Here is a 25,783-nt window from a genome sequence, read left to right on the forward strand (position 1 = left end):
GTAAATATAAAGGGAAATGATGCGGATGAATTCTAATATTTTAGAATTCATCCGCATCATTTTCCTTTTAAATCAGTACTTAAGAGTTGGCATGATAGTTGCTTAATAGAAGGATAGAGGAGGAGTTCAAATGAAGTCAATAAGAATTGGTTCAGGGGCGGGGTACGGTGGTGACCGTATAGAACCTGCACTGGATTTAATAAAAAAAGGAAAGCTGGATTATCTGATTTTTGAATGTCTTGCGGAGCGAACGATCGCTTTAGCTCAAAAGGAAAAGCTAGAGAACAAAGAAAAAGGTTATAATCCATTACTCGAATATCGAATGGAAAAAGTAATTCCATTATTGAAGGAGCATCCGGTAAAAATAATCAGTAACATGGGTGCCGCCAATCCTGTAGCTGCTGCAAAAAAGATCAAAGAAATTGCTATTCAGAATGATTTTCCTGAATTAAAAATTATGGCTATTATAGGCGATGATGTTTCCCAAAAACTTACAGAATACAGGGATGTCAAAATACTAGAAACAAACGAGCATTTCTCAGAAATTAACGACAAGGTGATTTCCGCTAATGCATACATCGGTGCAAGCGGGATTGTCGAAGCGTTAAAACAAGGAGCGGATATCATTATTACTGGTAGAGTTTCTGATCCATCTTTGGTAGTCGGTCCTTTAGTGCACGAGTACTCTAAGAATTTTAATGATTACGATTTTCTAGGAAAAGCAACAGTTGCTGGACATTTATTGGAATGTGCAGGTCAAGTTACTGGGGGGTATTACGCTGATAATAATCGGAAGGTCGTTCCAGAACTATGGAATTTAGGATTTCCAATCGCTGAGTTTCATGAAGATGGTCAATTAACAATTGAAAAGCTTCCTGACAGTGGAGGGATTGTTTCGATCGATACAGTTAAGGAACAATTATTATATGAAATTCAAGATCCAGAGAATTATTACACACCAGATGTAATTGCTGACTTCACTCAAATAGTGGTTAAAGAAATTGACAAAAACAAGGTACTCATTAAAGGAATGACAGGTAAAGAGAAAACTGGGTCACTTAAAGTTAGCTTAGGAATATCAGATGGCTTTATAGGTGAGGGTGAGATTAGTTATGGTGGATTTCAAGCAATGGAAAGAGCTGAATTAGCTAATCAGATCATACAAAAGCGTTTATCATATCTAAATGTTGCCTTTGACGAAATTAGAACGGATTATTTAGGTGTTTCAAGTATGTATGGTGAATCTATCAGCAAAACGATAAATGAAAATTATCTAAATGCTCCGGAAGTACGCTTAAGAATAGCTATTAGAACATCTGAAAAAGGGAATGCTGAGGAATTATGCAGAGAGATGGAAGCGTTATATACCAATGGACCTTATGGCGGTGGCGGAGTTCGTGGGCGGGTTACCAAAATTATTTCAATTCTATCCATAATGATTCCTGAAGAAGAAGCTAAGCAAGAAGTTGTTGAAATTTGAGGAGGTAAAGTCAATGAAATTGTATGAAATTGCCCATTCGCGCACAGGAGATAAGGGAAATCTTTCTACGATATCACTAATTCCTTATGAGGAAGAGAACTACGAACGTTTAAAAGAAGAAATTAGTGCTGAAAAAGTAAAAGACTGGTTTTCGGAATTAGGCGTTACTAAAGTTGATCGTTATCAGGTAGACTCCCTTAAAGCGTTAAATTTTGTTTTGCATAACAGTTTGGGAGGCGGCGTAACAAAATCTTTAGCTTTGGATACGCACGGGAAATCACTAAGTTCGGCATTATTAGAGATGGAATTAGATTAAAATAGCTTATTGGTTGTTGTATGATAAAAAGGGGGAGTAATCAAATGAATAAAAAAAGAATAAATTATGCGTGGATCGTCTTTATTGGATGTTGTGTTCTATCATTTGTTGGTTTTGGTTTGGTTATCAATACACCGGGGTTATATTTCACGTCAATTTCAGAAGAACTTGGTTTTTCACGAACAGAAATAGCAATGACGCTTACTTTACAAGCTTTAGCTTGTGCAGGAACTTTGCTTTTTGCGGGTAAAATAATTGCTAAAGTGAATATCAAATTGTTGATGTCCTTATGTGTGCTAATCTTTGGAGGCGGATTTATGGTGAGTTCGCTGTTCACTAGTATTATTCCGTTTTACATTGTTTGGATACTCGTAGGTATTGCACAAGCTTTTGCTTTAGTAGTTGCAGTTCCTGTTTTAATAGGGAATTGGTTTGAAAAGAAATTAGGCCTGGCCATGGGAATTTCGATGGGAATAACAGGATTAGGCGGAGCTTTCTTCAATCCTTTTATCAGTAATATTATTGTTACGCAAGGCTGGCGGACGGCGTATTTAATTGCTGGAATTATCGTATTAGTCACCATTCTACCATTCACTTTATTCATCTTCAAATTTAAGCCAGATCCTAAAAAAGGTGAAATGCCTTATGGCAGAGAGTTAAATGAAGTTGACGAGATTACTGAGGAAGCAGCTGAACTAACAGGAATGGAAGCTAAAGAAGCTTATCGAACTCCTTCTTTTTTCCTTTATGTAATTACGATTATTCTATTAAATTTAATTGCAGGATTCGTCCAGCACGTCTCTTCACATGTAGTTAGTATGGGCTTTATTTTAACGGTAGGTGCCAGTGTTGTGTCTGGAATCATGGTGGGGGCTGCAGTTGGAAAAATCATGATGGGTATACTTCTTGATATCCTTAATGCAAAAATTGTTATTATTGTTTATGCTCTTTTGGGCATGTTCGGTTGGGCAGGACTGATATTGTCACAAGCTTCTATCGTATTAATTGCATGTGGTTTCTTATTGGGACTAGGACAAGCAATTTTGCTGGTAGCTTTGCCTTACTTTATTAGAAAGACATTTGGATCTAAAGATTATGGTCAAATCTTCTCGATCATTTCGATGTTTGGCTCCTTTTCAAGTGCAGCATCCGCTTCTCTAGGAGGCTACTTATTTGACCGGTTAGGAAGTTACAATATCTCTATCGGAGGGAATGTATTATTTTACGCCGTAGCAACAGTATGTATTTTAAGCGCTTACTTGTTGAAGATGAAAAAAAAGTCGAATGATTCCTTGAATCAGCGAGAAACGGTAGCTAATAAATAAAGTTTATCACTATGGAGGGGTAGCAGCATGCGAGATGTAGAAGTCATTTTATTCACGAAATCATTACCAGAGGATGAGTATACTTATCGAGTTGAGGTAGTATTTGAAAATGATCAGAAAGTAAGCGAAAAAGATTTGGAAAAGATGAGTTTAGCTTATTATAGCTTAGCTGGGAAAACTACTAGATTTGATCCAGATTTGGGAAAAAATGTAACTGAAATTTTGACTGGAGATGAGAAATACGAGACAGATATCCAAAAGAAAACAATTGAGGGAAATAAGCTGAATTTGGATATTTCTCATATTCCAACCAGAAATAAGTTCACTTTACAATTGGAAAATTTGCAAATTACCAATGACAATGTAGTCAAGGTAATTAATGAAGAAGCAGATCAGTTTTCTTTTGAACATTTTGATAATGGAATTGTCAGCTTTGATTATCGACTTTATTTACCAGAAAATCTTGATTCAGCAGAGAAAATTCCACTTGTTCTCTCATTACATGGTTCAGGAGAATCAGCCGACCGTTGTAATTTTGACAACCGAACCCACCTAACCACTAATCGATTAGGTTTAAGCTTTACAACTGAACAATGGCAGAAAGAGCACCCATGCGTAGTAATTATGCCACAATTCCCATCGTTGGACGCTAGCTATGAAACTTCGAATTACCACGCGGCTTATATTGAATTGATCACTAGCTTTCTTGAAAAAGGTATCGCTGATGAAAACCGAATTTACGGCGCAACCTTATCGATGGGTTCAAGAATTATGTATCATTTCTTAGCCGAATATCCGGATTTTTTCGCTGGCATCATTTTAAATTGCGGTAATCCAATGGATAGTGAACTTGGAAATCTCAAAAAGCTGCCGATTCAATTGGTTCATATTGAAAATGACAATATTGTAATGACGAATTTTGCCAAAGAAAGCTATCAAAAGTTACTAGAAGTTGGGAATACTAACGCTCGATTAACCTTGTATCCGTTTGAAATGGTAGAAAGGTTAGGTCTACCAGATGCTCACTGGAGCTGGTCAATTCAAACGGAAGAATTAGACAAGCTGGAGTGGCTGTTTTCACAGGATAAAAGCAACTCAACAGTAGTCAATCCAGAGCATGTAAAAGGCGGAAAAATTATAGTAAATCAGACCGCTTCCGAAAAACAGGTGCTTTTGCCTAATTACATGCCTTTTGTCCCACTGATGGACATTATTGAAAAGCTGGATTGCTCTTGTAAAAAGACAACGAATGGTTTTGAAGTGTCTATCAACAAACAAAAACTTTTGTTTGACACAAAAGAAAGAACATTGCAAAAAAATAACGAAGAAGCCGTTGAATTATACGGTATCAAAGATGACAAGGACTATTATGTACGTTATGACACCATATCATCATTTCTAGATTGCAAGGTTGAACTAAGTGTGGATACAGCTGGTGTCAATGTTCAAATTTACCAAGAGAATCTAGGCTCTGAAAAGTTCAAGGATAGTCAAAATAACGATCAGTCCATGTTCGTCTAAATGCTGTGAGGGAGCTTATTATGAAGAAAATTACTGAGGAAAAATTTATAAACATGGTTGATGATGGCATGACCATTATGATCGGCGGTTTTATGTCTAATGGAGCACCTAAAAGAATTATTGAGGCGCTGATCAAAAGTGGAAAAAAGAACTTTAAACTAATCAGCAATGATACAGGTCTAGTAAATGATGGGATTGGGCGCCTTGTTCGAGAAGGTCGTTTACAATCAGTAACAGCTTCTCATATTGGATTAAATCCAGAAACAGCTGAACAAATGAATCAAAATGAAATTTCCGTAACTTTAGTTCCGCAGGGTACGTTGATTGAACAAATACGTGCTGCTGGTTACGGATTAGGGGGTGTCTTAACTCCAACTGGTATAGGGACTGAGGTGGGTATTGGAAAAAGAGTAATTGACGTGGATGGTGAAAGCTATCTGCTTGAGAAACCCTTGAAAGCTGACTTAGCGCTAATCTATGCTTCTGCCGCCGACTTTAAAGGGAACCTAAGCTATAAAGGAACGACTCAGAATTTTAATCCCGTAATGGCGACAGCAGCTGATATTGTTGTAGTTGAGACACCAAATTATAAAACAACAAAATGTATTGATCCTGATAATGTCATTACGCCAGGTATTTTCGTTGATTACATTTTTGAGGAAAGTTGAGGAATCTAAATGGATGCAAAAAGAACTATTGCCCAACGTGCAGCTAAGGAGTTGCATAATGGAGATGTCGTAAATTTAGGAATAGGGTTACCTACCAAAATTGTCGAGTATATACCACAAAACACGCATGTCTGGTTGCAGTCAGAAAACGGTATGTTGGGGATGGGATCACTGGTCTCGAACACTGACAATTCATGTGATGTTGTAAATGCAGGAGGTCAACCAGTTAGTCTTGAAGCAGGAGCATGCTTCTTTGACAGCTCAATATCCTTTGGGATCATTCGTGGCGGGCATGTAGATGTTTCAATACTGGGTGCTTTAGAAGTGGACAAAGATGGTAATTTGGCCAATCATATTATTCCAGGAAAAATGGTTCCAGGAATGGGAGGGGCCATGGATTTAGTCCAAGGATCCAAACGAGTGATTGTTGTAACAACTCATACGGCCAAAAATAATAAACCGAAAATCGTTGAAAAACTTTCTCTGCCTGCAACAGCTATCGGAAAGGTAGACCTGATCATTACGGAGATGGCTGTATTAAAAGTAACAACAGAAGGCTTAGTTTTACAAGAGATTTTAGGAAATTATACGTTCGAGGAAATTCAACAATTAACCGATACTGAATTGCTAGTAAATAATGCATTGAAAGTAGGCGCTTAGGTCATGACGAAAAGAAGAGTAGCAATTATCGATGCTAGACGAACACCGATTGGGAGATTCAATGGCAGTCTTTCAACTTTATCAAGTGTAGACTTAGGTGCTGCGATTATTAGCGATTTACTGAATCGAACGCCAAGCTTAAAATCACAAATTGATTATGTTTTAATGGGATCTGTACTGCAAGCAGGAAAAGGCCAAAATGTAGCCAGACAAGCAGCCATTCAAGCAGGCCTGGCTTATGAAGTTCCAGCACTGACGATTAACAATGTCTGCGGGTCATCATTAAATGCTGTCAATTTAGGAGCGGCTATGATTTTATCTGGTCAAGCTAAAATAGTTATTAGTGGTGGGATGGAAAGCATGAGTCAAGCTGTATTTACCATTGATAAAATCCGTACGGGGATTAAATTGGGAGATGGTAAATTAAGCGACAGTCTGATCCATGATGCATTATGGGATGCCTTTAATGACTATCACATGGGAATTACTGCTGAAAATCTTGCAAAAAAATATAGCATAAGTCGGCAAGTACAAGATGAATTTGCTCTAGAAAGTCAGAAAAAGGCAGTAGCAGCACAAAAGAATGGACTGTTTGCAGAAGAGATTTGTCCAGTAACTATTCAAAATAAAAAACAGCATATAATGGTTTCTCAAGATGAATCGCCGAGAGAAGATGCAAGCCTTGAGAAGTTAAGCAAGCTGAAACCAGCTTTTCTAAATGATGGTACGGTAACCGCCGGGAATGCGTCTTCAATCAATGATGGTGCTGCAGCAATTATATTAGTTGCAGAGGAGCTTGTTGATCAGCTAGAGGTTGAGCCTTTAGGCTATTATGTTGATAGTGAAACGGCTGGTGTAGACCCAGCGATTATGGGAATAGGTCCATTTAACTCCAGTAAAAAATTACTAAAGAGAAATAGTTTAACAGCAGATATGATTGATGTGATTGAAGCAAATGAAGCTTTTGCGGCACAATATTTAGCGGTTGAACAAGAACTTGATTTACTTCGAGATAAGGTGAATGTAAATGGAGGCGCTATTGCATTAGGACATCCAGTAGGTGCTTCAGGCGCCAGAATTCTAACAACACTTCTTTACGAAATGAAGAGAAATAATAAAGAGCGAGGACTGGCGACTTTATGTGTTGGCGGCGGAATGGGAGTCTCAACCTTGGTTGAAAGAATCTAAGAGCTGGATGCAAGGAGGGGTTAGATGGAAAGTGTTGAATGGATAGGCAAAAATTTTATAGGTTTGTTTGAAGCTGGAGCGGACACTTTCATCAAGCTAGCAAAAGATTTTTTGCCCTTAATTATTATAATGCTGGTGGCTAATTCCTCTTTTATTGGATTATTAGGAATACAGAGAATTGAAAGTTTTGTTCGGAAATTAGCAAAAATTCCTGTTATCAATCTTATGATATTACCTGTATGCTCAATATTGCTGCAACAAAACCCCCTAACCTATAAAACGGGGAGTTGTTTAAAAGAGATAGAGAAACCAGCTTTTTACGATGCATCTGTCAGTTTTTTACATCCAGCAATGGCTCTGTTTCCAGCTTCAAATCCTGGAGAGATATTTGTTTTTTGGGGAATTGCCTTTGGTGTTCTTCAGGCGGGATATTCTATTAGCAGTCTTGCGGTCAGGTATTTCCTTTGCGGGATTTTAGTTGCATGGTTAAGAAGTATTAGTACGTATACATTCACAAAAATCATTTTGGTGAAACGAAAGTGAGTATCAAGAATATGTATTATGCATTCAAGCATCATAATTTTCTCTAGTCAATTCATGAGCGTTCTTACTAATTCGTTCTTACTAATTATTAAGTGTTTTAAAAGTAAGGCATCTATAGTTTCAAATAATTGGTGTACTTACATAGTTGATAAGATAGACTTTAGAGCAGTATCCTGTTTCCTCTAAATAAAAATAGTCACGGAAAAATGAGCACGACTTTCTCACTGCTCATTTTTTCAAGTTAAAGTGTTTTTATAATTACTATCCCTAATCCAAGGGCTTTATTTCGTGATAATTTATTCCGTTAGTTGAATGAGTTATGAGTTAGACCATAGCCAAACCAGCTTTCTCATTAATACAAAATCACCCAGATCACTCACTGATCTGGGTGATTTCTGTTTAACTGTGCGATGTGCGTTCACCGATTTAACAATCTTTGTTTGAACTTGCGAATTTTTATCATGTAACGACTGGTAATTATTACGCCAACAACTAACATACCAAACGAAAAGCCCAGAGCAAAACTGGCAATGATTTCTGTAAAGCCTGTATCTGCAACACCCATCAGATCAAGAATAATAAACAAAGCAGAGGCGATTGCTCCCAATAAAAATAGGATATGCATTTTTTTTGTCAGTTTCTTTCTTTCCTCGTTACTGTAATCCGCCACCTTGAGAGTGGTTTCTTTTAATTCTTCATTCATTTTCTCGCTCTTCCTTTCTCCATCAATGATTTCTGTAATTTCCACTTCGTAGTAATCGGCAATTTGAATAAGAACATCCAGATCAGGCATATTAGCCCCCGTCTCCCATCTCGAAACTGTTCGATTAGATACCGACATCATTTCAGCAAACTGCTCCTGCGTCAGCTGCTTCTCCATGCGAAGAACTTTGAAAAATTTGCCAATCTTTGCTTGATCCATTAGGTTATCCTCCTTTTAAATTCAGATTACTGGATACACAGACAGAAAAACACGACACAAAGCGAGAAATGCCGCAATTTCGATGTTAGACATCCTGTGTCTAGTAAGCAAATGTTGATTTAACACCATTTTCTTTCCCATTTGCCGATAGAGAATTTTCACCATTAGTATATCACGCTAGTATAGGTGACAGCAAAATGCGCTTTCAATGGAAGATAGGTAAACTGTTAATACGACTGTTGTCATTCCTTATAGGACTGAGAGAATCTTACTAAATAATGTCCAGTTTATAAAATTAATGACTCGAAGCAATTCAACTCTTGGTTTTTACGAGTTTAGGGCTGTTTTTAATCAAAGTGCGGTTGTGTCATATATTCCAAAATTCAAGGAGTCGGTGTAGTTCTTTAAGCAATCCGATCTAATTGAACGTGGATTTTTTGGCACTGGCAAAAATGAAGTTGCGGTGTTGGCACACGAAAGTCCTAATACAACAACTGTAAAAAAGTTAATAGTAATCAAACAACTGGCAACCAAATTAAAGAAAAATACCTCGAGTATCAGAAATCTAACATGGTGATTTCTGATACTCGAGGTATTTTGCGTTCTATTGGCGCAATCCTAACTTACAGCAACTGTTTATAGCTTACTGGATTGTTTTGGTGTTCCATCTTCTATCTCAATGACTACAGTAGATTATTTCGGATCTCTTCGACTTTTTCAACAGTAAATTTAGTACCCTCAGCGACTTGCTTTATTGAAAGACCCATTTTTAATAGATTCAAGGCAATTTCGATTTTTTCTTCTTCGCGGCCTTTTTCTAGCCCTTGTTCTAAGCCTTCTTCCAGTCCCTTCTCTTTAGCCTTCCTCTCCAAAGTAGATACTACGGCATCATTGATCATCTTTGCCTTGTTCATATCCATAATCATTTTCCTCCAGCTATTTCGTTAATAAGGAACTCATTTTTCTTAGGAAAAATGAGTCTGATTCTCACTACGCTTATCATTCTACTATGTATTCGTTGTATCTTTTTGATCTTAATTTTTTAGTAGCCCTCGAACGCTTAATCACTGCAAAAAGTAGAACTGGCATCCTCTAAAGAATAAAAGTCTGTTTTCTTCTGAGCGTCCTTTAAATAATCGGGGGGCGTCATCGGGAACTTTGCCTGTTTTAAAAAACTGCTGCCAAAGATAAGCGGGACTGTTTCGGTCGATATTCGTATTTACCAAACTGAAAAAGCAAATGATGATCAGGTCATCTCCATGAGTCGATCGCAGCAGTTCATGTGAGTCCAAATCCAAAATGCCAAACTTTCTAGTCGCAAGTCCATGTTTATCAAACAAATGAAAATCAACGATATTCATTCCGTAAGTAGGGCGCAGAGCCGAAAAATTATTGCTTTTGATGAAATCCTCAATCTCTTGATTGCCCAACGAACTTCGATAAGCCTCGCCTAAGTAAAAGATCGCCCGCTCAATAAAAAAGTCGTGAGGCTGGACCTGCATCTCGATGGTCACATGGCTGCCATCTTCTGTTTCAGCTAAAATATCAACTTCCGTGCGCATCAGTTCGGGATCGGCGTCAAATTCTTTTTTGTAACTGTCAATATGATACGTTTCTCTGGGCGTCAGTGTCTTAAACTCTTTGCCTAAAATATCTCGGACAAACGCCTTCAAAATGTGGGTAGAATCCTTGCTTGTGAGCAACTTTTTGAACAGGAGGTCCATGGTGGGCAATACGTGAATTTCTTTTTTCATTTTCTCCTCTACCTTTCGTCGATAGAGAAGATTTCACCAATAGTATACCACGGCACGATCTTCTCCATCAAAATTTCCTTTCAACTAAAGGTACGCAAAAAAAGACAAATTTCTCGAAAAAAATCATTGACTGTGGTAAATAGTGGCGGGGATTGCCTATTAAATCAGGTTCTATAACACCTCAAAAATATGTAGTTGTCAAAGAGCAGGGCTCTGCAAGTGAAAAAGACGCCCTAACAAGAGGACATTCTTACTCAAATCAGAAGGCACGGCGCGCACGCACCTTCCAGACAGCACCGTTTAAGACGATGGCCGTGTGAGTAAGTTTGGTTATTAATGTCTGACTTCCCAAACTAACCTTGCGAAGCCGTTACTTCTTATGATTCCGGTCAATGGTAATCATCAAGCTGGCAAAAGCGATTGCTAGAGCCAACGCTTGATACACAGTCATGGCAAGTGTTCCTTTCCTAGGATGAACATGTAGCATCCCTCCCTTAATAGAAGATTAGCCAGCGCCATAAACACTGCAAAGTCAAGCATCACCACCTTTCCGGCACAAGGAGTTAGGGCAGGGAGTTAGCGTTTTTTCTTTTTCCCTTTTTTCTTCTTCTGTTTCTTCTTGTTCGCCTCGTGGTAGGCTCGCAGGCGGTCTATTTTTTCCTTGCGAGCTTGGACAGGCGATAAGTTGCGTGGGATAGGTCTTACGGATTCAGTGTCGGCTGGATCAGCTTCTAGTTTTTCAACGGAATCGGCACTGTCAACTTCGCTAGATTGGTTAGCAGCATCTAGTTTTACTACTGTTTCTTTTGAAGTAGTATCCATTGCTGATTGAGCAATCGCTACATCCAAGGCAGCTTTTGATTGGCTGTGAATACCAGCTTTTTCCATTATAGATTTTGGCGTACTAGCTGCTTCGATCTTTTCTAATGTAGATTCGGCATCCACTGTTGCTTGAGCTTTTTCTTCCATTGCAGGTGTTTCTACTCCGCTTTTTTCTTTGGCTGGCTCAGAGACTTGAGTTTTTTCATCCGCTACAATAAATGGCGCAAAGGCATTATCAGGATCTGCGACATAGATTTCGCCTTGCTCTCTTACATCAAAAATTGGTGTTTCAATGGTTTCGACAAATTTGGCAGAGACGACTTTTTGGAATTGGCGGACGCCGTTTTTTTCAAACAGGTTCAAGGTAGTCATTGTTTCCAGTGCCTCTTTAATTTTTTCTGGTGATTTGTTGGGATCTGGTTCATTAAACGACCAACGATGGGTCTTGCCAGTGGCATCTTCAAATACAGCTTTTAGTTTTAACATTCTATTTCTCTCCTTTTTTTGTTTTTCTTAGGAACTTTCCAAGGTTCTTGGGTGAGTTCCGGGGGTAGTTGCTTGGATTACGTTCATTAAATTAGTTGTAACGTGTTCAGGTGGAAAACAGCGGGCCGTGACCATTTTCCACTCCTCTTCTGGGAAATACTCCTTAAAGAAAAAGAAGTAACGGCGCATTTCATGGGTAATATGTACCTTGGTAAAAAGGTACCGCACGAAATCTTGCATAAACATTTCAAAATTGCTTTCTCCTAGTTGATATCGGACTTTCGCAGCCAATAGTAACTGGATGGTAATGGCACTGTTTTGGGTTTCTTGGTAATAAGCCATAATTTGTTCTTCTAAAGTAGCAGGTTTCCAATGAAACAACTGATACTGAGTGAATGGTTGTTGGGTCATCTGTTTTCCTCCTTGCGATCCTACGGCAGACAGCCGCAGGATCATTTTTTGATTTTCATTTAGTCTAATGTTTTGGTTATGCGTGTTTGGTTAGTAACAATAATGTCGTCCAAGATACTTCCTTCTGTCGAAAGTTCAGTTAACACGTCTCCTAGTGAAACAATCTCAGCTTCTTTGGGGTTGTTTACGACATTACTGAAATTTACCTTTTTGGCATTGTCGCCTTCTTGAGCGATTCGTACTTGTAATTTGGTGCCTAGTTGTTGGATCATGTATGTTTCCTCCTAACGTTTTTTTGTTCCGGCCGGTGACTAAAAGATAACCCAAAAGAATAAAAGAACAAAATGCGATTTTTTCCAAAACACCCTACATTTTTTCCAGTGCCAATTTGTGAAATGTTGATTTGATCGCACAGTAAAATGTACTTAAGGAAATTATAGGGGGGTATTTGGAAATTTTCGATTTTGACCAAAAAAGGGCGTTTAGGACTGGTATAATAAGGTTTTGTTAATTGAGGTATAAACGACTTAAAAAGAAATGGCCGATAAAATAACAACTGAAGCAAGAAGATTGCGAAAAAACAAGCACTTAGCAGAGAGCTAAAGTGCTTACTTTTGATAAATTTAGTCGTCCAACTCAGAGAGATCGCCGGTATAAGAGCGATACCAATGGTGGTGTTCTTCTAATTTATATTGAGTTATAAATTCACCAGGTGTCAGCAGCCATTCTTGCAGCAGCTCATGCTTACTCAACAAGCAACCAAATGGTGTGGCAGGAAGTTGCACATAATCCAATGGTCGTCCATCTGTGAGCATGGTCGCAGAATAATCTTGCCGGTAGGTTGCCAAAGAATAAACGGCTTTACTAGCAATCGTAATCAATGATTTTCTGATAATCGGAACTTCTACCGTCAAACCATTCGTTAATACCACCAAACAAACACTGCCTTTATCAATGACTTGGTGAATTGCTAAAGGATTTAACCAAATGGAATCTTCCGGTTTGGTGAGAGGAAACAAAACGAAATGGGTGTTGACAATCGGTACTTTTTTCGATGGAAAAGGTTTAAGGGATTGGCAGACGCGTTTCATTAATTGATAATCCATCAAACGATGCAAAGTGAAGAACTTTTCGACTGCTTCCAACGATCTTTCTTCTGCTAAGAAAGGCATATGATCTCGCAAAATGAGGGTTCCGCGATTATCTGGGGCAGGATACACTAAGGTGAACTCCCCCATTGTCCAATAATTAATCATCGAAGCCGCCTCCAAGAGATACGCCCAGTCTTCGGTAAATTGATTTTCTTGCAATACTTTTCCTTCGAATGCTTGAATTTTACTGATAAAGATCACTCCAATTTTTGCCAATAATGTGTTAATTTCGCCAAAATAGAAATCGATTAAACAGCCATTAATCCTTGAGAGCCACTGTCCATCGTGAGAAAATTCGCCAATTCCTGTCTACAAGGGGAAAGTGGATCAGGAACGGATACCCATTGCTGCAACAACGCATGTTTGCTCAATGTTTCACTAAAGGGGGTATCAGAAAAGTGTATATAGTCAAGTGGTCGTTGCTTGATTCGTGAATCAGATGAGTGATAGTGCCGCTTGAGTGCTAACGCATAAATTGCTTTAGCTGATAGATCAACAAGTCCTGGATAATTAATGGTTCCTTGCACCCGCAGGCCATTCGTAAAAGTCACTAAACCGCCTTCATTTCCACCGACAACGTGATGTACGGCCAATGGATTAAGCCAGATGGTAAGTTCGTGGTTTATCAATGGCAACAAGACAAATTGCTTACTCACTAAGAAAACCTTCTGGTAAGGCACCAGTTCCAATGAACCACAACTAGCACGAACGAGTTGATAATCCATTAAGCGATTTACATAAACAAAACGCTCCAGCAAATCCAAGGGATCTTCCTCCTTCAAATAAGATTCCTGATCTCGAAAGACTAAACTGCCTGCCTCATAGGGTATTTCCATAACAGCTGTTATATTCCTCAAGTCACTGAAGTTATAAAATGTTGATAATTCACAGATATGCAACCAATCCTCAGAAAAGTCAGGTCCGCTTAATATTTTTTCTTTCAATAACTGCTTCTTAAATTCATTGAGCATGATATTCCTCCTTTATTGTTAATACGATAACAATAATAAAGCAATAATAAAATTTGTAAATAGCTAAAAACAGCTGATCAATATAAAAATAACGATTTGTATATTCTGGATTCGCTATTTTGATGTGAAATTATCATTCGTGTCTATTTAAGTGTTATTGTTATTTTAAAATGAAGCTATAAGAGAGGAAAATGGATGAATGGAGGATGTCATCAAAAAAACAGATTATTTAAACCAACTTTTAGAAAAAGATTAATTTTTTGACTTTTTTGAAAGGTACAGAATAATTTCTTCTATTTCTGCGTATCTTAAAATGGGAGTCTATGCTGTCTGATATGTACGGCATTGCCTATAAATTAAATCAAGACTTTTTGTTATTATATTATGAAGAGATTGTGACTAGTGAAATGGTACGGGAGAATTATGTATTGATAAATTAGGTGAAGAATCATCCTTAAACTAGCTATAAATAGAGAATTTAACTTTTTTCTGAGGGAACTACTTATTTAGCGATAGAGCCTAACGTAGGAGAAAACAAAAGAGAACTAAACTCGAAGAAGCATTTAGTTATTTATATCAAATCAATCAATTTTTCTTGTTCTACTTAGAAATAGAAAAAATGCCGACTATGCTCCCAGTCTGCTTCATCATTATCAAACAGTGAAATGGACAAGAAATCTCAACAATTCTTATTTTAAAATAACAAAAATATTATATAAAAATATTTTCAGCGAGTTTGGAGAAAGCATGGATAAACCAATTTTTTCAGACCTTAACGAAGGTACTCTAAAAATGGTTGAAAAGAAATACAGTCAAGGAGATCTTGAGCGTTTTTGGAGGTTAGAAGATAGTTTTCAGAAATGAAATCGATGCATATCTAGTTTTATTCGTTATTACTATCAGGTGTTAATATTTCTATACAAGATATTTTGAAACAAAATAGTCTACTTATGAATGTTGTTCTTCTATTGACTACTTTGATAGCTTTAGTTGGAGAGGAATTAGCAACGGCGGTAGTCACTTTCCCAATAGTCCACTATTTGACCAAAAAAGTCTCCTTAAATCAAGCATTTCTGATTAGTTCCATCTTCTCTGGAATGATTCATTTACCAACGCATCAATGTATTGTAGTTATTGAATTGACAAGGATTCCCTTTAACTATGCATGGAAAAGCGATGATAGTCTTCGGGGAGGATTCTATGCCCATATCATTTATGACTATTTTATCTTTTTGATTGTGATTATTTCGGTAATTTTAATCGCACCAGTCAGCTAAAATTCAGCCTTCGTCTTGTTCCAATTGAGGATCTAGCCAATGTATAGGTATCGTTGTTTTTTATGATTATCAAAGTATTTTCCTCGAGGTGATAAAAGTCTTTCATACGGTTAGCATCTTTGCTAAAGCAACATCGATTGTACTGTTCTAGAAAAGCAATGAAATGACCAATCACTCTTGTCGTCAGGTGACGGGATATTTATTTTTTATTCAACAGTTTGTTCACTTCGTCAATGTCTTTTGTCTTAAGCAATCGTGTAACCTCGCTGATCACATTTTCTCGTTGTAATTTCAAAAAGTGTAAGTTCTTCATTGCTAGATCGATATAAGCGGATAGTTCTTTTTCGTTCATCAAAATCACTTCCTTTTTTTACATATCTGAAGTAGAAGGCTAAATGGATGCTGAAGAAGGATTCAGCCGAGTTTGAGTGTGGGATTAGCTAAACTTCTTTTTCTGCTTTTTTAAATACCAAATAAAATAAGCGAAATAGGCTGTAAACAAGGATACAACCAAAAGGTACCATGATTAGAAAAGTAAAAATAATCGGTCCTTCGTTATTGTTTTTCGGCAATTTATCAAATATAAAAAAAGCAGTAACACTGATGCAGATAATTTCGATTATACAATTACCTATTGATTGTTTTGCCGGTCTGGGTTGGCGATGAAAGGGTCCTGGAATCATAACAAGCCTCCTAATGGTATGAATATTGTTAGCCTAGCGACAGAAAAAGTGGCTGACTAAAATTTTGCGATAAGTTTTTCTGAGCAAGCTGAGCAAAGAATCGGTACATTCTCAAATTCCAATGCCTTTCTTGATTTTAGTTGGGAAGCATTGTTTTTTGGAGGGAATTGCCATTTGGTCCAAACAACTTCACCGGTTTCGATATTCTTCCCACAGTTATTACACTGAAACTCTTTTGTGTCTTTATTAAACATCTGCTAGTCTCCTTTTTTGTAAAGTATACGCTTAATTTGTTAGAAAATAAAACAATGCTCAGAAAAACATCTAAAATAAGATGTTTTTTCTGAGCTTTATTCAGTTTAGCTATTTTAGTTTTCTAAAGGTAATTAACTTAGTACCTTCTACTTGCAAAGTAGTTGCCATATAAGAATAAGTGACTATTCCTAGCCCTTTAGAGCTCGTTGATTGATCAACTTGTCTAATGCTATAAAATCGCCCTCATCTGCTTAGTCAGATACCCATTTTTTGTTCCCAACTATCTATATAGCAAACATATCAAGGGAAATAGGAGAACAGAATGGCTTATCTTAAAGGTTCAGTATTTCGTCTTGATTGTGTTTTTTGATAAGCTAAATAGTGCAACCACTTTTGACGAAGATAGCAGAATAATTATAGCGTAAAAAAGAAAAGGTAAATGGCAAGAAGTACAAAAAAGAAAGCCGCTAAGAATAAAATTTTGCTCGTCTTTTTACCTTGGATAATAGCGAATTCAGGAGGAAATTTACTATCTTTAAATGTATTTCCAGACAGGGCTCCCAGCCACTTTCCACGGTTAAATTGAATACCAAAGATAATGCAAAGTAAAGCGAAGAATAAGAAAAATAGTAATCCAAAGTATCTCATGAGAAGCACCTCTTGCTAAAGAATGATAGAAAAATGTAGACAAGTCAGTTAACCACGAGTAGTACGGAGAAAGGAAAGTGAAGTAAGTATTCAACTTTTAGGGATCTTTGGAGTCGTCGGAGTGTGTTCCTTTTTTCTTTTTTGTATTTGATAGTTAGTTGTTTTTACTGGATACAAAAAATAAAGTGAAACTACTAAAGAAACAAAACTAATCCAAACAAATACTTCTCCTAGGCGTTGATCAATGAATGATAAAACTATTCCTAATGTACTTATCGCAGCAAAGTAATAGTAAACAAGTCTTGTGCGTTTAATCGTTGCACCAAAATCATAAGTGCTCCTTTTTCCTATCAAAATACGAAACCAAATGTTTAATTTTTTTACTTTTTCCGGGTCTAATACAGAATATATTATTGAAAGTATTGTACTGACCAATAAAAGTGTTGACAGTAATGCTAGATGATTCTTTATTGTGCGGACCTGCCTCTAATACTTATTTTGATTTTTATACGTAGAAAAACAGCAAATACTTGCAATTTGTAAATTTACTTATCAAAGGGTCAAAAGAGTTAGGATCAAGAAGATCAAAAATAGAGGAAGTCCTATTTTAATTCCAATAGAACTGACTTTATTTCCAAGTTCTCGTTCTGATCTATGTGCAGAATCATATCTGTACTTTTTTAGCTTGTAGGTTGTTCGTGCTAAAAAAAGCCCGTGATTATAACGAAGTACTAGCGAGATGAATAAAACCAACCCCAGTATAATTAACATATGCAGAGAAAATTGATGGACGTGGTTTGCTGTCATGAGTCCTCCTGAAAAGTTATTCATTTAATTATAGTATATCGTTCAAATGCTCAAATGGGTTACATGAGCCGTTCTGCTAACTCAATATTTTATGGAAAGGAATGATCGAATAAGAGTTTTTTGTTAGCTTTTCCAAGTATCATTAGTTATAGAAAACCATCAAATTATAGGAAAGTTGGAAGCAAGGGTTTTAGAATAATGAAATAAGTTGTATGAAAAATCCGATATAGTCATAGATAATATGGGTATAGATACCCCCGCGTAAACTATCTGTTTTCTTCCAGACGTAATTAAGAGGGATTCTCATTAAGCCTACAATTACAAAACATTGATAGAGGTTCCAAGAGTAGACCGGTAAGTGAATCATACCGAAAACAAGACCACTAAGCAGACTAGCCAAGGCAAAAGCCTTATTGGTAGAGAATTTTTTCTTTAGATAATGATACAAAGGAAACACAATAGCAGCGATAAATAATTCTTCACCTATAATTGAGACCCATGAAGTTAGAAAGAATAACAGGGCATTTTCCTGAAGCCCACCGTCTACTCGAGCATTTGATGCTGTTTGGATGTGAAAAAAAGAAACGCCCAGTTTAGCAAGAGCAGTGGCAAGAACCAAGAGAATGAGAATATACAGGAGAACAATTTTTTTACTCCCTTTTTTCATGGGGGTAAAGAAGGTTTTAAAAGGTTCGAAACCGAATTGAAGAATCAGGGCAATGGAAGAAAACAGCGGCAAGCAAATCCAACTAATCTGCATGCCCAAGGCTCTACGCCCCATAAAGGCTAACAGAAGAAGAAAAGGTGTAGCAATAAGACCATTTTTGTTGATTTTGTAACTTTCAATTTTCTTTAACATATAAATCCCTCCTTTGTTCTGATTATAAACGATATTATTTGTTTCGTTAACTTGAAATATGAAAAAATATAATCGATAAAAAAACTGATTTTAGGGGAATAACGGAAAGAACAGAAAAATAGGCAATAAAAAAAGTCTCAATGAAGAGACTAACGTTAAAGTAGGCGACTAATTTCTTCGAGTTGCGGTAACTCTGCCCGCAATGTGATACATAAGTACAGCGAAAGAGCCGGATGCGGCTACTAAAAAACGCCAACTACCTGTATACAAAGAAAGACCGAAAAAGAATAATAGAACAAGTGAAGTAATAAGTATTCCTCGATTTGCTTGCTTTAAAGTCAAAACCCTGCCTCCTTTTCAATGGTACAAAGTATCTTTTAAGTATATGCTTGTTGCACGCATCGTTCAACCATTTTCATTAGCTAATTATCAGAGAGGCTGTGGCAAGATTGTAGAGGAAATGCAGCAACATTGCACCCCAGATTGACCCTGTTTTTCTGTAAGTAAATGATAAAAAGAAGTGCAGCACTACGATCAAGAAAGCATGCAGTAAGGTCAAGCTGTCAAGAGAAAAACCGCTGATCGCTCAAAAGACTGGATAATGTGCCAACAGAAAAATACCTGCTGTCAAGATAGAGGTCATAACAGTATTTTTGATTAATCCATGAAGCCTAGTTTCAATATACCCACGATAAATAAGTTCTTCGGACACTGAACCAAAGGCAAACAAAATTATGGTTGATGCCGATTCTAAAAGGTTGAACTGAAAGCTTATATCGTTGAAGCCATTTATAAATTTTTCCAGCACTAGGTATATAAAAATAAGCAGCAGAGCACCTATAAAGCCTGTGATCAAGGTCTTTTTCAAATTATATGAAGTAATGCCAACAGATCGCAGATTTTCTTTGAAAAAGAAAAGAAACGGAAAGATAGCTAGTAAATCAATGATCGGCCAAAATGTATTAAAGAACTGTATGACAGAGATTGGAAAATCTTGCATTAGAACCAATCCGTGCAAATAACCTAACAAAGTAGTAATAAATACTAATATAACAGCACTTACGCCTTGTTTTATTTCAAACCTGCTAACTGTATTCTTGTATTCCATGTCCATTTAGCTAGCGCCGCCTTTCTTGATCGTGAAAAGAGTCCACCCATTTTCTACCACAAAACTTAGCAGCAACCCTAAACCGATAGAAATGGCCAGACCTAACAACCAGCTGAAGCTATGTCGGGTCATCTCTATAAAAAAGAACATAAGTAAAGTTCCCGCAACCAGGGAGCTTTTTCGATAGTTATTGAAATTGACGTTCACACGCATCTTTTTCCTCCTTTCTTTTTCTCTACCACTTATACAGCTGAAGATTACCGGTACTAAGACCTCCAAAATTACTCAATTTAACCATGATAGGGAGACCATCTTTTTTCTATTATAGGATAAAACAAAGAGTAAGAAAGAGGTTTATTCGATTTATTCTGCTTCATTTGTTGAAACTATTCGAAATATTAATGGTTCCTATAATTATTGAAGGAGTTTATCGATGGTTAGAATCTTGGTTTGTGCACGATGGAACAGGCAATTTATAATTAAAAGGGATACCAAGTGCAATTAAGTAGGGAAAATGATAATAGAAGTTCAAATCAAAGAAAGAAGGGGTTACGATGAATAAGCACTTATTAAGAGTCCTCACCGTTTACATTGTGTCTTTTCTAACGTATGTTGCAAAATGGATCATAATTGAGAGCCCTACTAGTCAATTGCTGAGGTGGGGTGGGAGTGTCATTGTTTTGATCGGCTTGGGTTACTTGATTTACGAAATTGTGACGGGTTCTCCTTATTTTTATGGGGCAAGCCAATCGGCTGGCTCGAATGCGAATGCAGCGGTTGTCACAGGTGTGGGTATAGGGATCTTATCGATTGATTTATTAGAGGCGTTCATCTTTGCTACATGTGGTGTGATCGTATACTTTTTGATTTTAGGTATTTTCTTCATGACTCGTGATTGGACATCAGGATAATCCATTTGTTTGGAATACAGCGTAAAGCTGCAGCTCACAATTTATTTGATAGGCAAGGAGTTGGTCACAAATGAAATCACTTCATACACTGGATTTTTTTCACAATTAAAATACTTGTAAAACAATGTTAAGGGTGTCCGGCTTCACAAACTAACTTTGTCGGCACTAAGAGAAAATTGGGAGAAACTTGAGGAGCAGTTTATCCCAATTTTAGTCTTAGTGCTCCAAAGCTGAGCGAGTTTGCGAAGCCTTTCTTATCGTCGCAGCAACATTTTTGATCATGACTTTTATGGCCTATTGGGATTTACGGTTTGTTGATTCTAACTTTTGGAATGCTTTGATACGGGGGCTGATTGTTGGTGGAACGAATTTGGCTATATTACTGTTTTTAAAAAAAGTGAAGCAATCAAGAAATTAGTGATACAGTGACTATGATTTTTCAGATAGTGTAAGAAATTAGGTTGTAAACAGAGTTTATTGCGGGAAAACTCTGTTTACAATCTTTTTTTGTAAAATGGGGCAATAAAACTCGGAATTCAGTAAAAATACAGGTGATCTTTCTATACCGTGAAAAAAAGGTCTTAGTTATTTAGAATCTTTTAGATCTTGAACATAAGTACGTAGCTTTCAATCGGCATTTGTTTCAAATCTTGTAAAATATAGGTATTGAAATTGCTCTACTATTTATGAGAAAATATATTTATAACAATAATGTACACTAGATTAAGTAAATTCGGTTTTATTGGTAGCAACTGAATGACAACAGGATGGCTTTTAGTAACAATCTTCTAACTAGATATAATTGTAAGTGGGAAAATAGTATTATAAAAAGAGGGTTATAGTTATTCAACCGTGTTAGAAAAAAGTAAGTATCCTTTTTTGCTTAGAGTGATAGCGTATACAGGAGGGGATAGAGATGAACTTTCGGGATATTCTCGGAATGAGTAATAAACGTCGAATGCGACTGATTGAAAAATTGTACTTTAACCAAGATGGTATGCCAAGTGATCAACTAATGAGTGAGTTAGAGTGTTCACTGCCGATCTTGTTGGAAGATGTGAGATGGGTAAACGACCAATACCATTATTTCCATATTGAAAAGTACAAAGGCTTGTATCGGATGTCAGTGCAAGACAGAGTTAGTATTGGTACCTTATATGCGGACATATTGATCCAATCACCAGAATTTCAAATTATTGAGCAGCTGCTTTACGAAGAATGCGACAACATTACAAATTTGGCTGACCGGGTATACTTAAGTGTATCCAACACGCAGCGCTATTTAAAAAAAGTGAAAGTCGCACTAGATGAGGCGGGAATGCAGCTATGCTATCGGCCTTTGCGGATTGAGGGCAAAGAAAGTGTTATTCGTCATTTTTACTATCGCTATTTTATTGAAAAGCAAAATGCCTTTGAAAATATTTTGCCGATGCTAAAAGATGATCAATTCAATTCAATTGAACAGTTTGTCATTGAATTTATTGAAAAGAATGGCTTGTATCGGAAGTATATTTTTCAAAAGCGGCTGATCTACACGATTTATATCAGCCTGTGGCGCAAAAAAAATGGTCACGATTATCCGAAAAATGAACTGCGAAAAGGCGGATTTATTCTGCCGGATACGGAATACTACGAGGGACTCAATAAGACAACTCAGGATCTATTTCATATTCAATTGTCTGATGAAGTTGTGCGAGATTGTATGTGGCCGATTTATGCCGACGCGGTGATTTTCAGTATAAAGCATCGGAATATGGCTTTGTCGGATAATCCACGCTATCAGATCATGTATCAGCGACATTTTGAATTGGTGGAGGAATTTAACAAGCTAACGGGTGGAAAACTAGACCAGCGAGCATTAATCGATGTAACCACCGTATTAGTGAACGACTTTTATTTATATAATCGCAAAGGTGCCTTCGTGTCCATCTTGCGCCGCAGTCGTGATACCTTCTTAGCTATGGCCTCAGTCATGTATAAAAAACCAATTAAACGTGTATCAGAAATTGTCCAAAGATTCGTAAATAAATACAACATGTATCAAGAAGACGATTGTGTGAAAAACTACGTGTATTTGTTGTTAACGGCTGAAGGAGGCAGCACTTTGAGAATGTTAGTGGAACATGATCAAACCGTTCGCTTGCTGCTTTTATCCGATTTGACACCAACGGAAGAGGACTTTCTAGCTGAAGATATTAGTCGGAGGGTATTGGGGAATTTTAAAATTTTCTGTTTTGAACACGTGGTAAACCGTAAAAATGGCATGTACGAAGAAATGTTAAATTACGATGGCTTGATTACGACCGGTTCAGTTGAGGGGTTACCGGAGGATTTCCCAGTGATTGTTATGGGCCCTTATGTTACTCAGCAAACGTTAATTAGTATTCAGAATTTAGTCAATGATCTTTCTTTGAGAAATTAAGTTGAATGATCGATTCACACCGGCAGTATTTGCCGGTTTTTTTGTATAGTGAAGTGAATTTATCAACCAGATGTTACTCCGAGGATTTCGGATCATTTACACGGTGTAAAATTATTGAATAAGTTTAACGGTAGGAAAAAAGATGATTTGTATACCTATGCACAAGCAATTACAATTATATATATCATTAGTTTCATCAAAAAAGGGGTGCTTTTATGGCGTACAAAAACTATTTCCCCGTTGCCCTATTTTTTTCTATTGTTCTGTTGCTTCCCTTGCCATGGTTCAAAACAACCATGTTGAATCAAACATCATTAGATTATTCTGGGTTTGAAGTCTTCTCGTTGGATTATCCAGTTGTTTATGTCTATGTGATAACCTTGATCATATTGTTCTTGTTGTCTAGTGGAAAAAATATAGATTACTTAGCTATCTGTTCAGTCGTTTTGTTTGGGTCTCAATTGTTCTGTTTCCCTACATTCGGCGGGCTGATGCCCGTTGCTCAAATTTTTTCTAAATCATTCTGTCTGACTTCTTTTTTAGTAATACTATTAGCGATACTGACCATCGTCTCAATCCAGCCGCCCAAAAGAAGAAAAGAAGGAAAGAGTTAGTTCGATTTTGCTCTAAATAGAGGATATAAAGACACTGAAAATCAAAATCAAGCGATTTTTTAGTGTTTTTTTGTTGTAGCGAGAAGGTTGTTCAATTTTTCGACAGTTACTAAGAACACAAAAAAACTAGCCGGTGGGTGGCCGACTAGCAAGGAGTTAAAAATGAAAAAGTGTTAGGGTTGTTTGTTGGTACCTTTATAGTAACGAGAAAATGTGACCAATTTATGAAGTTACTTTAGCGAATTTATTTCTTTTTTTCTACGTGTACACTCGGATGCTTTAAGGGAGAACGAATGTATCGCATAATTCCTGTACTTCGTTAAAAAAACGGCAAATATGGAACCCGTCTGTGGCGGCATGATGGATCTGCATGGACAGAGGTAGGATGAATTTGCCTGTGCCATTTTCTTCAAATTTTCCCCAAGTAATCACTGGTGCCAAGTATGTTCCTTCATCAAAAACATGAATGTCAAAGGAGCGATAATGCGTCCAAGGCAGACAAGATACATCAAAGGTGTTAGGCGGCACGCCATCGATCGAAAACCCACGAAAGGATTGATTTGCATCGATGTCATTAGCAACAGCCTGATAAAAGCGGCTGAAATCGTCCCGCCAAGGAGTAAAAATCCGTGTCAGTGTTTCGTCCTCTGGGTGAAAGATAATATAGGAAGGGCATACTTCATCCCATATGCCTACTTGTCCATTTTCGTCATAGCTTAGTCGAAATTCTTCATGAGTGTTTATGATTTTTGATACGATGTAAAGAAATGAAGGGAAAAAGCGTGTACCTTTTTTCTTTGTTTGTTCCAATAAATTTGTGATATCTACATCAACGGTCATACTGACAACATTTCTTAGATTATTTAAGTAGTGCTGCAGATACTCGCTTCGTTTCCAAGTGTTCAAGTCAATTAAAGTGAATTTCATTGTATTTTCCTCCTAAAATTTGTCTTCGTTTTAGGAGGCTGCATCACTTGTCTGTTTCATAAAAACACCTCATTTCTTATAGTACGGATCAGGTTTGTGCCAAGATGGAAGCTCGTCAGAAACCTAATTTCCTTCGTCTTCATCACCACTAGTTCTTTTGTCTTCACGGGTGAAATAGTGAAGCAGCGAGCCAAACATAAGACCCAACCCGCAAAATACAGCGCGATTATTCACTTCTGTTGGTATTGTATCGAAAGTGGTAGTTGCTAAAATCAGCACAATTACGCCTAGAAAGGTTAGGACTGTGTAGGTTCTTTCTTTTCGTTTTCGTGACATAGGAGTTCCCTTTCTTGTAAGCAGGGTGTAGCTAAATTCATCGAACCAAGATAAACGAGTTGGTAATCGTTCTACGAATTCGGTCTACTATGGCTGATAAGCTATTCTTAACTTAATCATACGAAAATTTAGCGGAATGTACAGACCGGATTCTATTTAGTTGCAAAGAAAAATGAACAATGTGTAGGCAGCAAAGATTTGCGATTAGGAAATTTAGGTTCAGGTAAGTTTCTCAAGGATTTCAACAATCAGACCTATACAAAGGATACTCATTAGCATAAAATTGATGTGGACCCACTAGGGATAAAAGACACGGAGGAAAACAATGAATTATAAAAAAATCAATCAAAAAAATATTCCCGGCCTCGTTTTTTTCGGCGACGTACTACCGGCAGCCATTGACAACTTCCAATTATCAATTGGTGACCTATTTGAATCAGTAGAAGATCGTCCGATCGAAAAATTTGAACGCCAACTGTCAGAAGATGGCAACAAGCGCACCCATCTGGTTAAAATGCCGGAGAAATACGTGAAGAAGAGTTTTAAAGGTGATTTTTATAAAGCAGCACTTCAAGAGGAAATTGACAGCGACTGCTTAGGAAAGATCCATTCCATTCGGTATTATAAGGATTTTGAAGGTGGATATTTGGTGCAGTTTATTTTTGATGTTAAGTAGAGGGTTTTCTTTATTAAATAGCTAATAGGAACAAGCGGCAGC

At 37.1% G+C, this 25,783-nt stretch carries 29 protein-coding genes and 1 pseudogene; 13 read left to right on the forward strand and 17 right to left on the reverse strand.

Going from position 1 to position 25,783, the window contains the following annotated elements:
* The first annotated feature begins 130 nt into the window (after positions 1-130).
* Genes IGI42_RS20590 through srlA form a run of 8 tightly spaced genes read left to right on the forward strand, consistent with a single transcriptional unit; the run spans position 131 to position 7,701 of the window.
* Positions 131-1,480: an acyclic terpene utilization AtuA family protein gene (locus tag IGI42_RS20590; RefSeq protein WP_438717916.1), complete on the forward strand. Its 1,350-nt coding sequence runs from the start codon at positions 131-133 to the stop codon at positions 1,478-1,480.
* A gap of 13 nt (positions 1,481-1,493) precedes the next feature.
* Positions 1,494-1,796 (forward strand): AtuA-related protein, encoded by a 303-nt coding sequence (locus IGI42_RS20595; protein WP_438717917.1) that lies wholly within the window; start codon positions 1,494-1,496, stop codon positions 1,794-1,796.
* A 44-nt stretch (positions 1,797-1,840) separates the two neighbouring features.
* Positions 1,841-3,121 carry an MFS transporter gene (locus IGI42_RS20600; RefSeq protein WP_438717918.1) on the forward strand — a complete coding sequence of 427 codons (1,281 nt, stop codon included), beginning with the start codon at positions 1,841-1,843 and terminating at the stop codon, positions 3,119-3,121.
* Positions 3,122-3,148: 27 nt separating this feature from the next.
* Positions 3,149-4,642, forward strand: a complete 1,494-nt coding sequence (locus IGI42_RS20605; protein ID WP_438717919.1) for a PHB depolymerase family esterase — start codon at positions 3,149-3,151, stop codon at positions 4,640-4,642.
* Positions 4,643-4,662: 20 nt separating this feature from the next.
* Positions 4,663-5,310 (forward strand): CoA transferase subunit A, encoded by a 648-nt coding sequence (locus tag IGI42_RS20610; protein WP_438717920.1) that lies wholly within the window; start codon positions 4,663-4,665, stop codon positions 5,308-5,310.
* A gap of 9 nt (positions 5,311-5,319) precedes the next feature.
* Positions 5,320-5,970 carry a 3-oxoacid CoA-transferase subunit B gene (locus IGI42_RS20615; RefSeq protein WP_438717921.1) on the forward strand — a complete coding sequence of 217 codons (651 nt, stop codon included), beginning with the start codon at positions 5,320-5,322 and terminating at the stop codon, positions 5,968-5,970.
* A gap of 3 nt (positions 5,971-5,973) precedes the next feature.
* Entirely contained in the window at positions 5,974-7,158 is a 1,185-nt protein-coding gene (locus tag IGI42_RS20620) for an acetyl-CoA C-acetyltransferase (protein WP_438717922.1), read from the forward strand.
* A gap of 24 nt (positions 7,159-7,182) precedes the next feature.
* On the forward strand, positions 7,183-7,701 hold the full coding sequence (srlA, locus tag IGI42_RS20625) for a PTS glucitol/sorbitol transporter subunit IIC (RefSeq protein ID WP_438717923.1): 519 nt from the start codon (positions 7,183-7,185) through the stop codon (positions 7,699-7,701).
* A gap of 418 nt (positions 7,702-8,119) precedes the next feature.
* Here the strand turns inward: srlA and IGI42_RS20630 are convergent, their stop codons facing one another.
* The 8 genes from IGI42_RS20630 to IGI42_RS20665 form a co-directional block, all read right to left on the reverse strand.
* Complete coding sequence (locus IGI42_RS20630; protein WP_438717924.1) at positions 8,120-8,623, reverse strand: helix-turn-helix domain-containing protein; 504 nt, start codon at positions 8,621-8,623, stop codon at positions 8,120-8,122.
* A gap of 683 nt (positions 8,624-9,306) precedes the next feature.
* Entirely contained in the window at positions 9,307-9,543 is a 237-nt protein-coding gene (locus IGI42_RS20635) for a hypothetical protein (RefSeq protein ID WP_438717925.1), read from the reverse strand.
* Between the two features lie 144 nt (positions 9,544-9,687).
* The gene (locus IGI42_RS20640) at positions 9,688-10,377 is read right to left on the reverse strand and encodes an Rpn family recombination-promoting nuclease/putative transposase (RefSeq protein WP_438717926.1); all 690 of its coding nucleotides are present in this window, start codon (positions 10,375-10,377) and stop codon (positions 9,688-9,690) included.
* 576 nt (positions 10,378-10,953) lie between these two features.
* A complete protein-coding gene (locus IGI42_RS20645) occupies positions 10,954-11,685 on the reverse strand; it encodes a DUF2922 domain-containing protein (RefSeq protein ID WP_438717927.1) in 732 nt (243 codons plus the stop codon).
* A gap of 27 nt (positions 11,686-11,712) precedes the next feature.
* On the reverse strand, positions 11,713-12,096 hold the full coding sequence (locus IGI42_RS20650; RefSeq protein ID WP_438717928.1) for a hypothetical protein: 384 nt from the start codon (positions 12,094-12,096) through the stop codon (positions 11,713-11,715).
* Positions 12,097-12,155: 59 nt separating this feature from the next.
* A complete protein-coding gene (locus IGI42_RS20655) occupies positions 12,156-12,368 on the reverse strand; it encodes a hypothetical protein (RefSeq protein ID WP_438717929.1) in 213 nt (70 codons plus the stop codon).
* Between the two features lie 351 nt (positions 12,369-12,719).
* Entirely contained in the window at positions 12,720-13,463 is a 744-nt protein-coding gene (locus IGI42_RS20660; RefSeq protein ID WP_438717930.1) for a hypothetical protein, read from the reverse strand.
* Positions 13,464-13,495: 32 nt separating this feature from the next.
* Positions 13,496-14,218, reverse strand: a complete 723-nt coding sequence (locus IGI42_RS20665; RefSeq protein WP_438717931.1) for a hypothetical protein — start codon at positions 14,216-14,218, stop codon at positions 13,496-13,498.
* 950 nt (positions 14,219-15,168) lie between these two features.
* Here IGI42_RS20665 and IGI42_RS20670 point away from each other — a divergent pair.
* The gene (locus tag IGI42_RS20670; RefSeq protein WP_438717932.1) at positions 15,169-15,495 is read left to right on the forward strand and encodes a CPBP family glutamic-type intramembrane protease; all 327 of its coding nucleotides are present in this window, start codon (positions 15,169-15,171) and stop codon (positions 15,493-15,495) included.
* Positions 15,496-15,694: 199 nt separating this feature from the next.
* Here the strand turns inward: IGI42_RS20670 and IGI42_RS20675 are convergent, their stop codons facing one another.
* From IGI42_RS20675 to IGI42_RS20705, 7 genes and pseudogenes are all read right to left on the reverse strand, one after another.
* Positions 15,695-15,847, reverse strand: a complete 153-nt coding sequence (locus IGI42_RS20675) for a hypothetical protein (RefSeq protein ID WP_438717933.1) — start codon at positions 15,845-15,847, stop codon at positions 15,695-15,697.
* Between the two features lie 88 nt (positions 15,848-15,935).
* The gene (locus IGI42_RS20680; protein ID WP_438717934.1) at positions 15,936-16,178 is read right to left on the reverse strand and encodes a hypothetical protein; all 243 of its coding nucleotides are present in this window, start codon (positions 16,176-16,178) and stop codon (positions 15,936-15,938) included.
* Between the two features lie 56 nt (positions 16,179-16,234).
* Positions 16,235-16,432: a hypothetical protein gene (locus IGI42_RS20685; protein WP_438717935.1), complete on the reverse strand. Its 198-nt coding sequence runs from the start codon at positions 16,430-16,432 to the stop codon at positions 16,235-16,237.
* Positions 16,433-16,847: 415 nt separating this feature from the next.
* Entirely contained in the window at positions 16,848-17,081 is a 234-nt protein-coding gene (locus IGI42_RS20690; RefSeq protein WP_438717936.1) for a hypothetical protein, read from the reverse strand.
* 997 nt (positions 17,082-18,078) lie between these two features.
* Positions 18,079-18,747: a CPBP family intramembrane glutamic endopeptidase gene (locus tag IGI42_RS20695; protein WP_438717937.1), complete on the reverse strand. Its 669-nt coding sequence runs from the start codon at positions 18,745-18,747 to the stop codon at positions 18,079-18,081.
* Between the two features lie 418 nt (positions 18,748-19,165).
* Positions 19,166-19,861: pseudogene (locus IGI42_RS20700) on the reverse strand (lysostaphin resistance A-like protein).
* A complete protein-coding gene (locus tag IGI42_RS20705) occupies positions 19,862-20,068 on the reverse strand; it encodes a hypothetical protein (protein WP_438717938.1) in 207 nt (68 codons plus the stop codon).
* 341 nt (positions 20,069-20,409) lie between these two features.
* On the opposite strand from IGI42_RS20705, the gene IGI42_RS20710 reads away from it, so the two are divergent.
* From IGI42_RS20710 to IGI42_RS20720, 3 genes are all read left to right on the forward strand, one after another.
* Complete coding sequence (locus IGI42_RS20710; protein ID WP_438717939.1) at positions 20,410-20,766, forward strand: hypothetical protein; 357 nt, start codon at positions 20,410-20,412, stop codon at positions 20,764-20,766.
* A 916-nt stretch (positions 20,767-21,682) separates the two neighbouring features.
* Positions 21,683-23,188 carry a helix-turn-helix domain-containing protein gene (locus tag IGI42_RS20715; RefSeq protein ID WP_438717940.1) on the forward strand — a complete coding sequence of 502 codons (1,506 nt, stop codon included), beginning with the start codon at positions 21,683-21,685 and terminating at the stop codon, positions 23,186-23,188.
* A 215-nt stretch (positions 23,189-23,403) separates the two neighbouring features.
* Positions 23,404-23,802 (forward strand): hypothetical protein, encoded by a 399-nt coding sequence (locus tag IGI42_RS20720; RefSeq protein WP_438717941.1) that lies wholly within the window; start codon positions 23,404-23,406, stop codon positions 23,800-23,802.
* A 279-nt stretch (positions 23,803-24,081) separates the two neighbouring features.
* Here IGI42_RS20720 and IGI42_RS20725 read toward each other — a convergent pair whose 3' ends face one another.
* Positions 24,082-24,729: a CatA-like O-acetyltransferase gene (locus tag IGI42_RS20725; RefSeq protein WP_438717942.1), complete on the reverse strand. Its 648-nt coding sequence runs from the start codon at positions 24,727-24,729 to the stop codon at positions 24,082-24,084.
* Positions 24,730-24,852: 123 nt separating this feature from the next.
* The gene (locus IGI42_RS20730) at positions 24,853-25,065 is read right to left on the reverse strand and encodes a hypothetical protein (protein WP_438717943.1); all 213 of its coding nucleotides are present in this window, start codon (positions 25,063-25,065) and stop codon (positions 24,853-24,855) included.
* Positions 25,066-25,390: 325 nt separating this feature from the next.
* On the opposite strand from IGI42_RS20730, the gene IGI42_RS20735 reads away from it, so the two are divergent.
* Positions 25,391-25,741, forward strand: coding sequence for a hypothetical protein (locus IGI42_RS20735; RefSeq protein WP_438717945.1), 351 nt, complete (start codon positions 25,391-25,393; stop codon positions 25,739-25,741).
* The last annotated feature ends 42 nt before the right edge of the window (positions 25,742-25,783 follow it).

The sequence above is a fragment of the Enterococcus sp. AZ109 genome (assembly GCF_051714625.1).
Taxonomy (GTDB): Bacteria; Bacillota; Bacilli; order Lactobacillales; family Enterococcaceae; genus Enterococcus_A.

What these genes read in the sequence shown, in the direction of transcription:
- IGI42_RS20590 (WP_438717916.1), top strand. Translation starts at nt 131, where the DNA reads ATGAAGTCAATAAGAATTGGTTCAGGGGCGGGGTACGGTGGTGACCGT.
- IGI42_RS20595 (WP_438717917.1), top strand. Translation starts at nt 1,494, where the DNA reads ATGAAATTGTATGAAATTGCCCATTCGCGCACAGGAGATAAGGGAAAT.
- IGI42_RS20600 (WP_438717918.1), top strand. Translation starts at nt 1,841, where the DNA reads ATGAATAAAAAAAGAATAAATTATGCGTGGATCGTCTTTATTGGATGT.
- IGI42_RS20605 (WP_438717919.1), top strand. Translation starts at nt 3,149, where the DNA reads ATGCGAGATGTAGAAGTCATTTTATTCACGAAATCATTACCAGAGGAT.
- IGI42_RS20610 (WP_438717920.1), top strand. Translation starts at nt 4,663, where the DNA reads ATGAAGAAAATTACTGAGGAAAAATTTATAAACATGGTTGATGATGGC.
- IGI42_RS20615 (WP_438717921.1), top strand. Translation starts at nt 5,320, where the DNA reads ATGGATGCAAAAAGAACTATTGCCCAACGTGCAGCTAAGGAGTTGCAT.
- IGI42_RS20620 (WP_438717922.1), top strand. Translation starts at nt 5,974, where the DNA reads ATGACGAAAAGAAGAGTAGCAATTATCGATGCTAGACGAACACCGATT.
- srlA (WP_438717923.1), top strand. Translation starts at nt 7,183, where the DNA reads ATGGAAAGTGTTGAATGGATAGGCAAAAATTTTATAGGTTTGTTTGAA.
- IGI42_RS20630 (WP_438717924.1), bottom strand. Translation starts at nt 8,623, where the DNA reads ATGGATCAAGCAAAGATTGGCAAATTTTTCAAAGTTCTTCGCATGGAG.
- IGI42_RS20635 (WP_438717925.1), bottom strand. Translation starts at nt 9,543, where the DNA reads ATGGATATGAACAAGGCAAAGATGATCAATGATGCCGTAGTATCTACT.
- IGI42_RS20640 (WP_438717926.1), bottom strand. Translation starts at nt 10,377, where the DNA reads ATGAAAAAAGAAATTCACGTATTGCCCACCATGGACCTCCTGTTCAAA.
- IGI42_RS20645 (WP_438717927.1), bottom strand. Translation starts at nt 11,685, where the DNA reads ATGTTAAAACTAAAAGCTGTATTTGAAGATGCCACTGGCAAGACCCAT.
- IGI42_RS20650 (WP_438717928.1), bottom strand. Translation starts at nt 12,096, where the DNA reads ATGACCCAACAACCATTCACTCAGTATCAGTTGTTTCATTGGAAACCT.
- IGI42_RS20655 (WP_438717929.1), bottom strand. Translation starts at nt 12,368, where the DNA reads ATGATCCAACAACTAGGCACCAAATTACAAGTACGAATCGCTCAAGAA.
- IGI42_RS20665 (WP_438717931.1), bottom strand. Translation starts at nt 14,218, where the DNA reads ATGCTCAATGAATTTAAGAAGCAGTTATTGAAAGAAAAAATATTAAGC.
- IGI42_RS20670 (WP_438717932.1), top strand. Translation starts at nt 15,169, where the DNA reads ATGAATGTTGTTCTTCTATTGACTACTTTGATAGCTTTAGTTGGAGAG.
- IGI42_RS20675 (WP_438717933.1), bottom strand. Translation starts at nt 15,847, where the DNA reads ATGAACGAAAAAGAACTATCCGCTTATATCGATCTAGCAATGAAGAAC.
- IGI42_RS20680 (WP_438717934.1), bottom strand. Translation starts at nt 16,178, where the DNA reads ATGATTCCAGGACCCTTTCATCGCCAACCCAGACCGGCAAAACAATCA.
- IGI42_RS20685 (WP_438717935.1), bottom strand. Translation starts at nt 16,432, where the DNA reads ATGTTTAATAAAGACACAAAAGAGTTTCAGTGTAATAACTGTGGGAAG.
- IGI42_RS20690 (WP_438717936.1), bottom strand. Translation starts at nt 17,081, where the DNA reads ATGAGATACTTTGGATTACTATTTTTCTTATTCTTCGCTTTACTTTGC.
- IGI42_RS20695 (WP_438717937.1), bottom strand. Translation starts at nt 18,747, where the DNA reads ATGTTAAAGAAAATTGAAAGTTACAAAATCAACAAAAATGGTCTTATT.
- IGI42_RS20705 (WP_438717938.1), bottom strand. Translation starts at nt 20,068, where the DNA reads ATGCGTGTGAACGTCAATTTCAATAACTATCGAAAAAGCTCCCTGGTT.
- IGI42_RS20710 (WP_438717939.1), top strand. Translation starts at nt 20,410, where the DNA reads ATGAATAAGCACTTATTAAGAGTCCTCACCGTTTACATTGTGTCTTTT.
- IGI42_RS20715 (WP_438717940.1), top strand. Translation starts at nt 21,683, where the DNA reads ATGAACTTTCGGGATATTCTCGGAATGAGTAATAAACGTCGAATGCGA.
- IGI42_RS20720 (WP_438717941.1), top strand. Translation starts at nt 23,404, where the DNA reads ATGGCGTACAAAAACTATTTCCCCGTTGCCCTATTTTTTTCTATTGTT.
- IGI42_RS20725 (WP_438717942.1), bottom strand. Translation starts at nt 24,729, where the DNA reads ATGAAATTCACTTTAATTGACTTGAACACTTGGAAACGAAGCGAGTAT.
- IGI42_RS20730 (WP_438717943.1), bottom strand. Translation starts at nt 25,065, where the DNA reads ATGTCACGAAAACGAAAAGAAAGAACCTACACAGTCCTAACCTTTCTA.
- IGI42_RS20735 (WP_438717945.1), top strand. Translation starts at nt 25,391, where the DNA reads ATGAATTATAAAAAAATCAATCAAAAAAATATTCCCGGCCTCGTTTTT.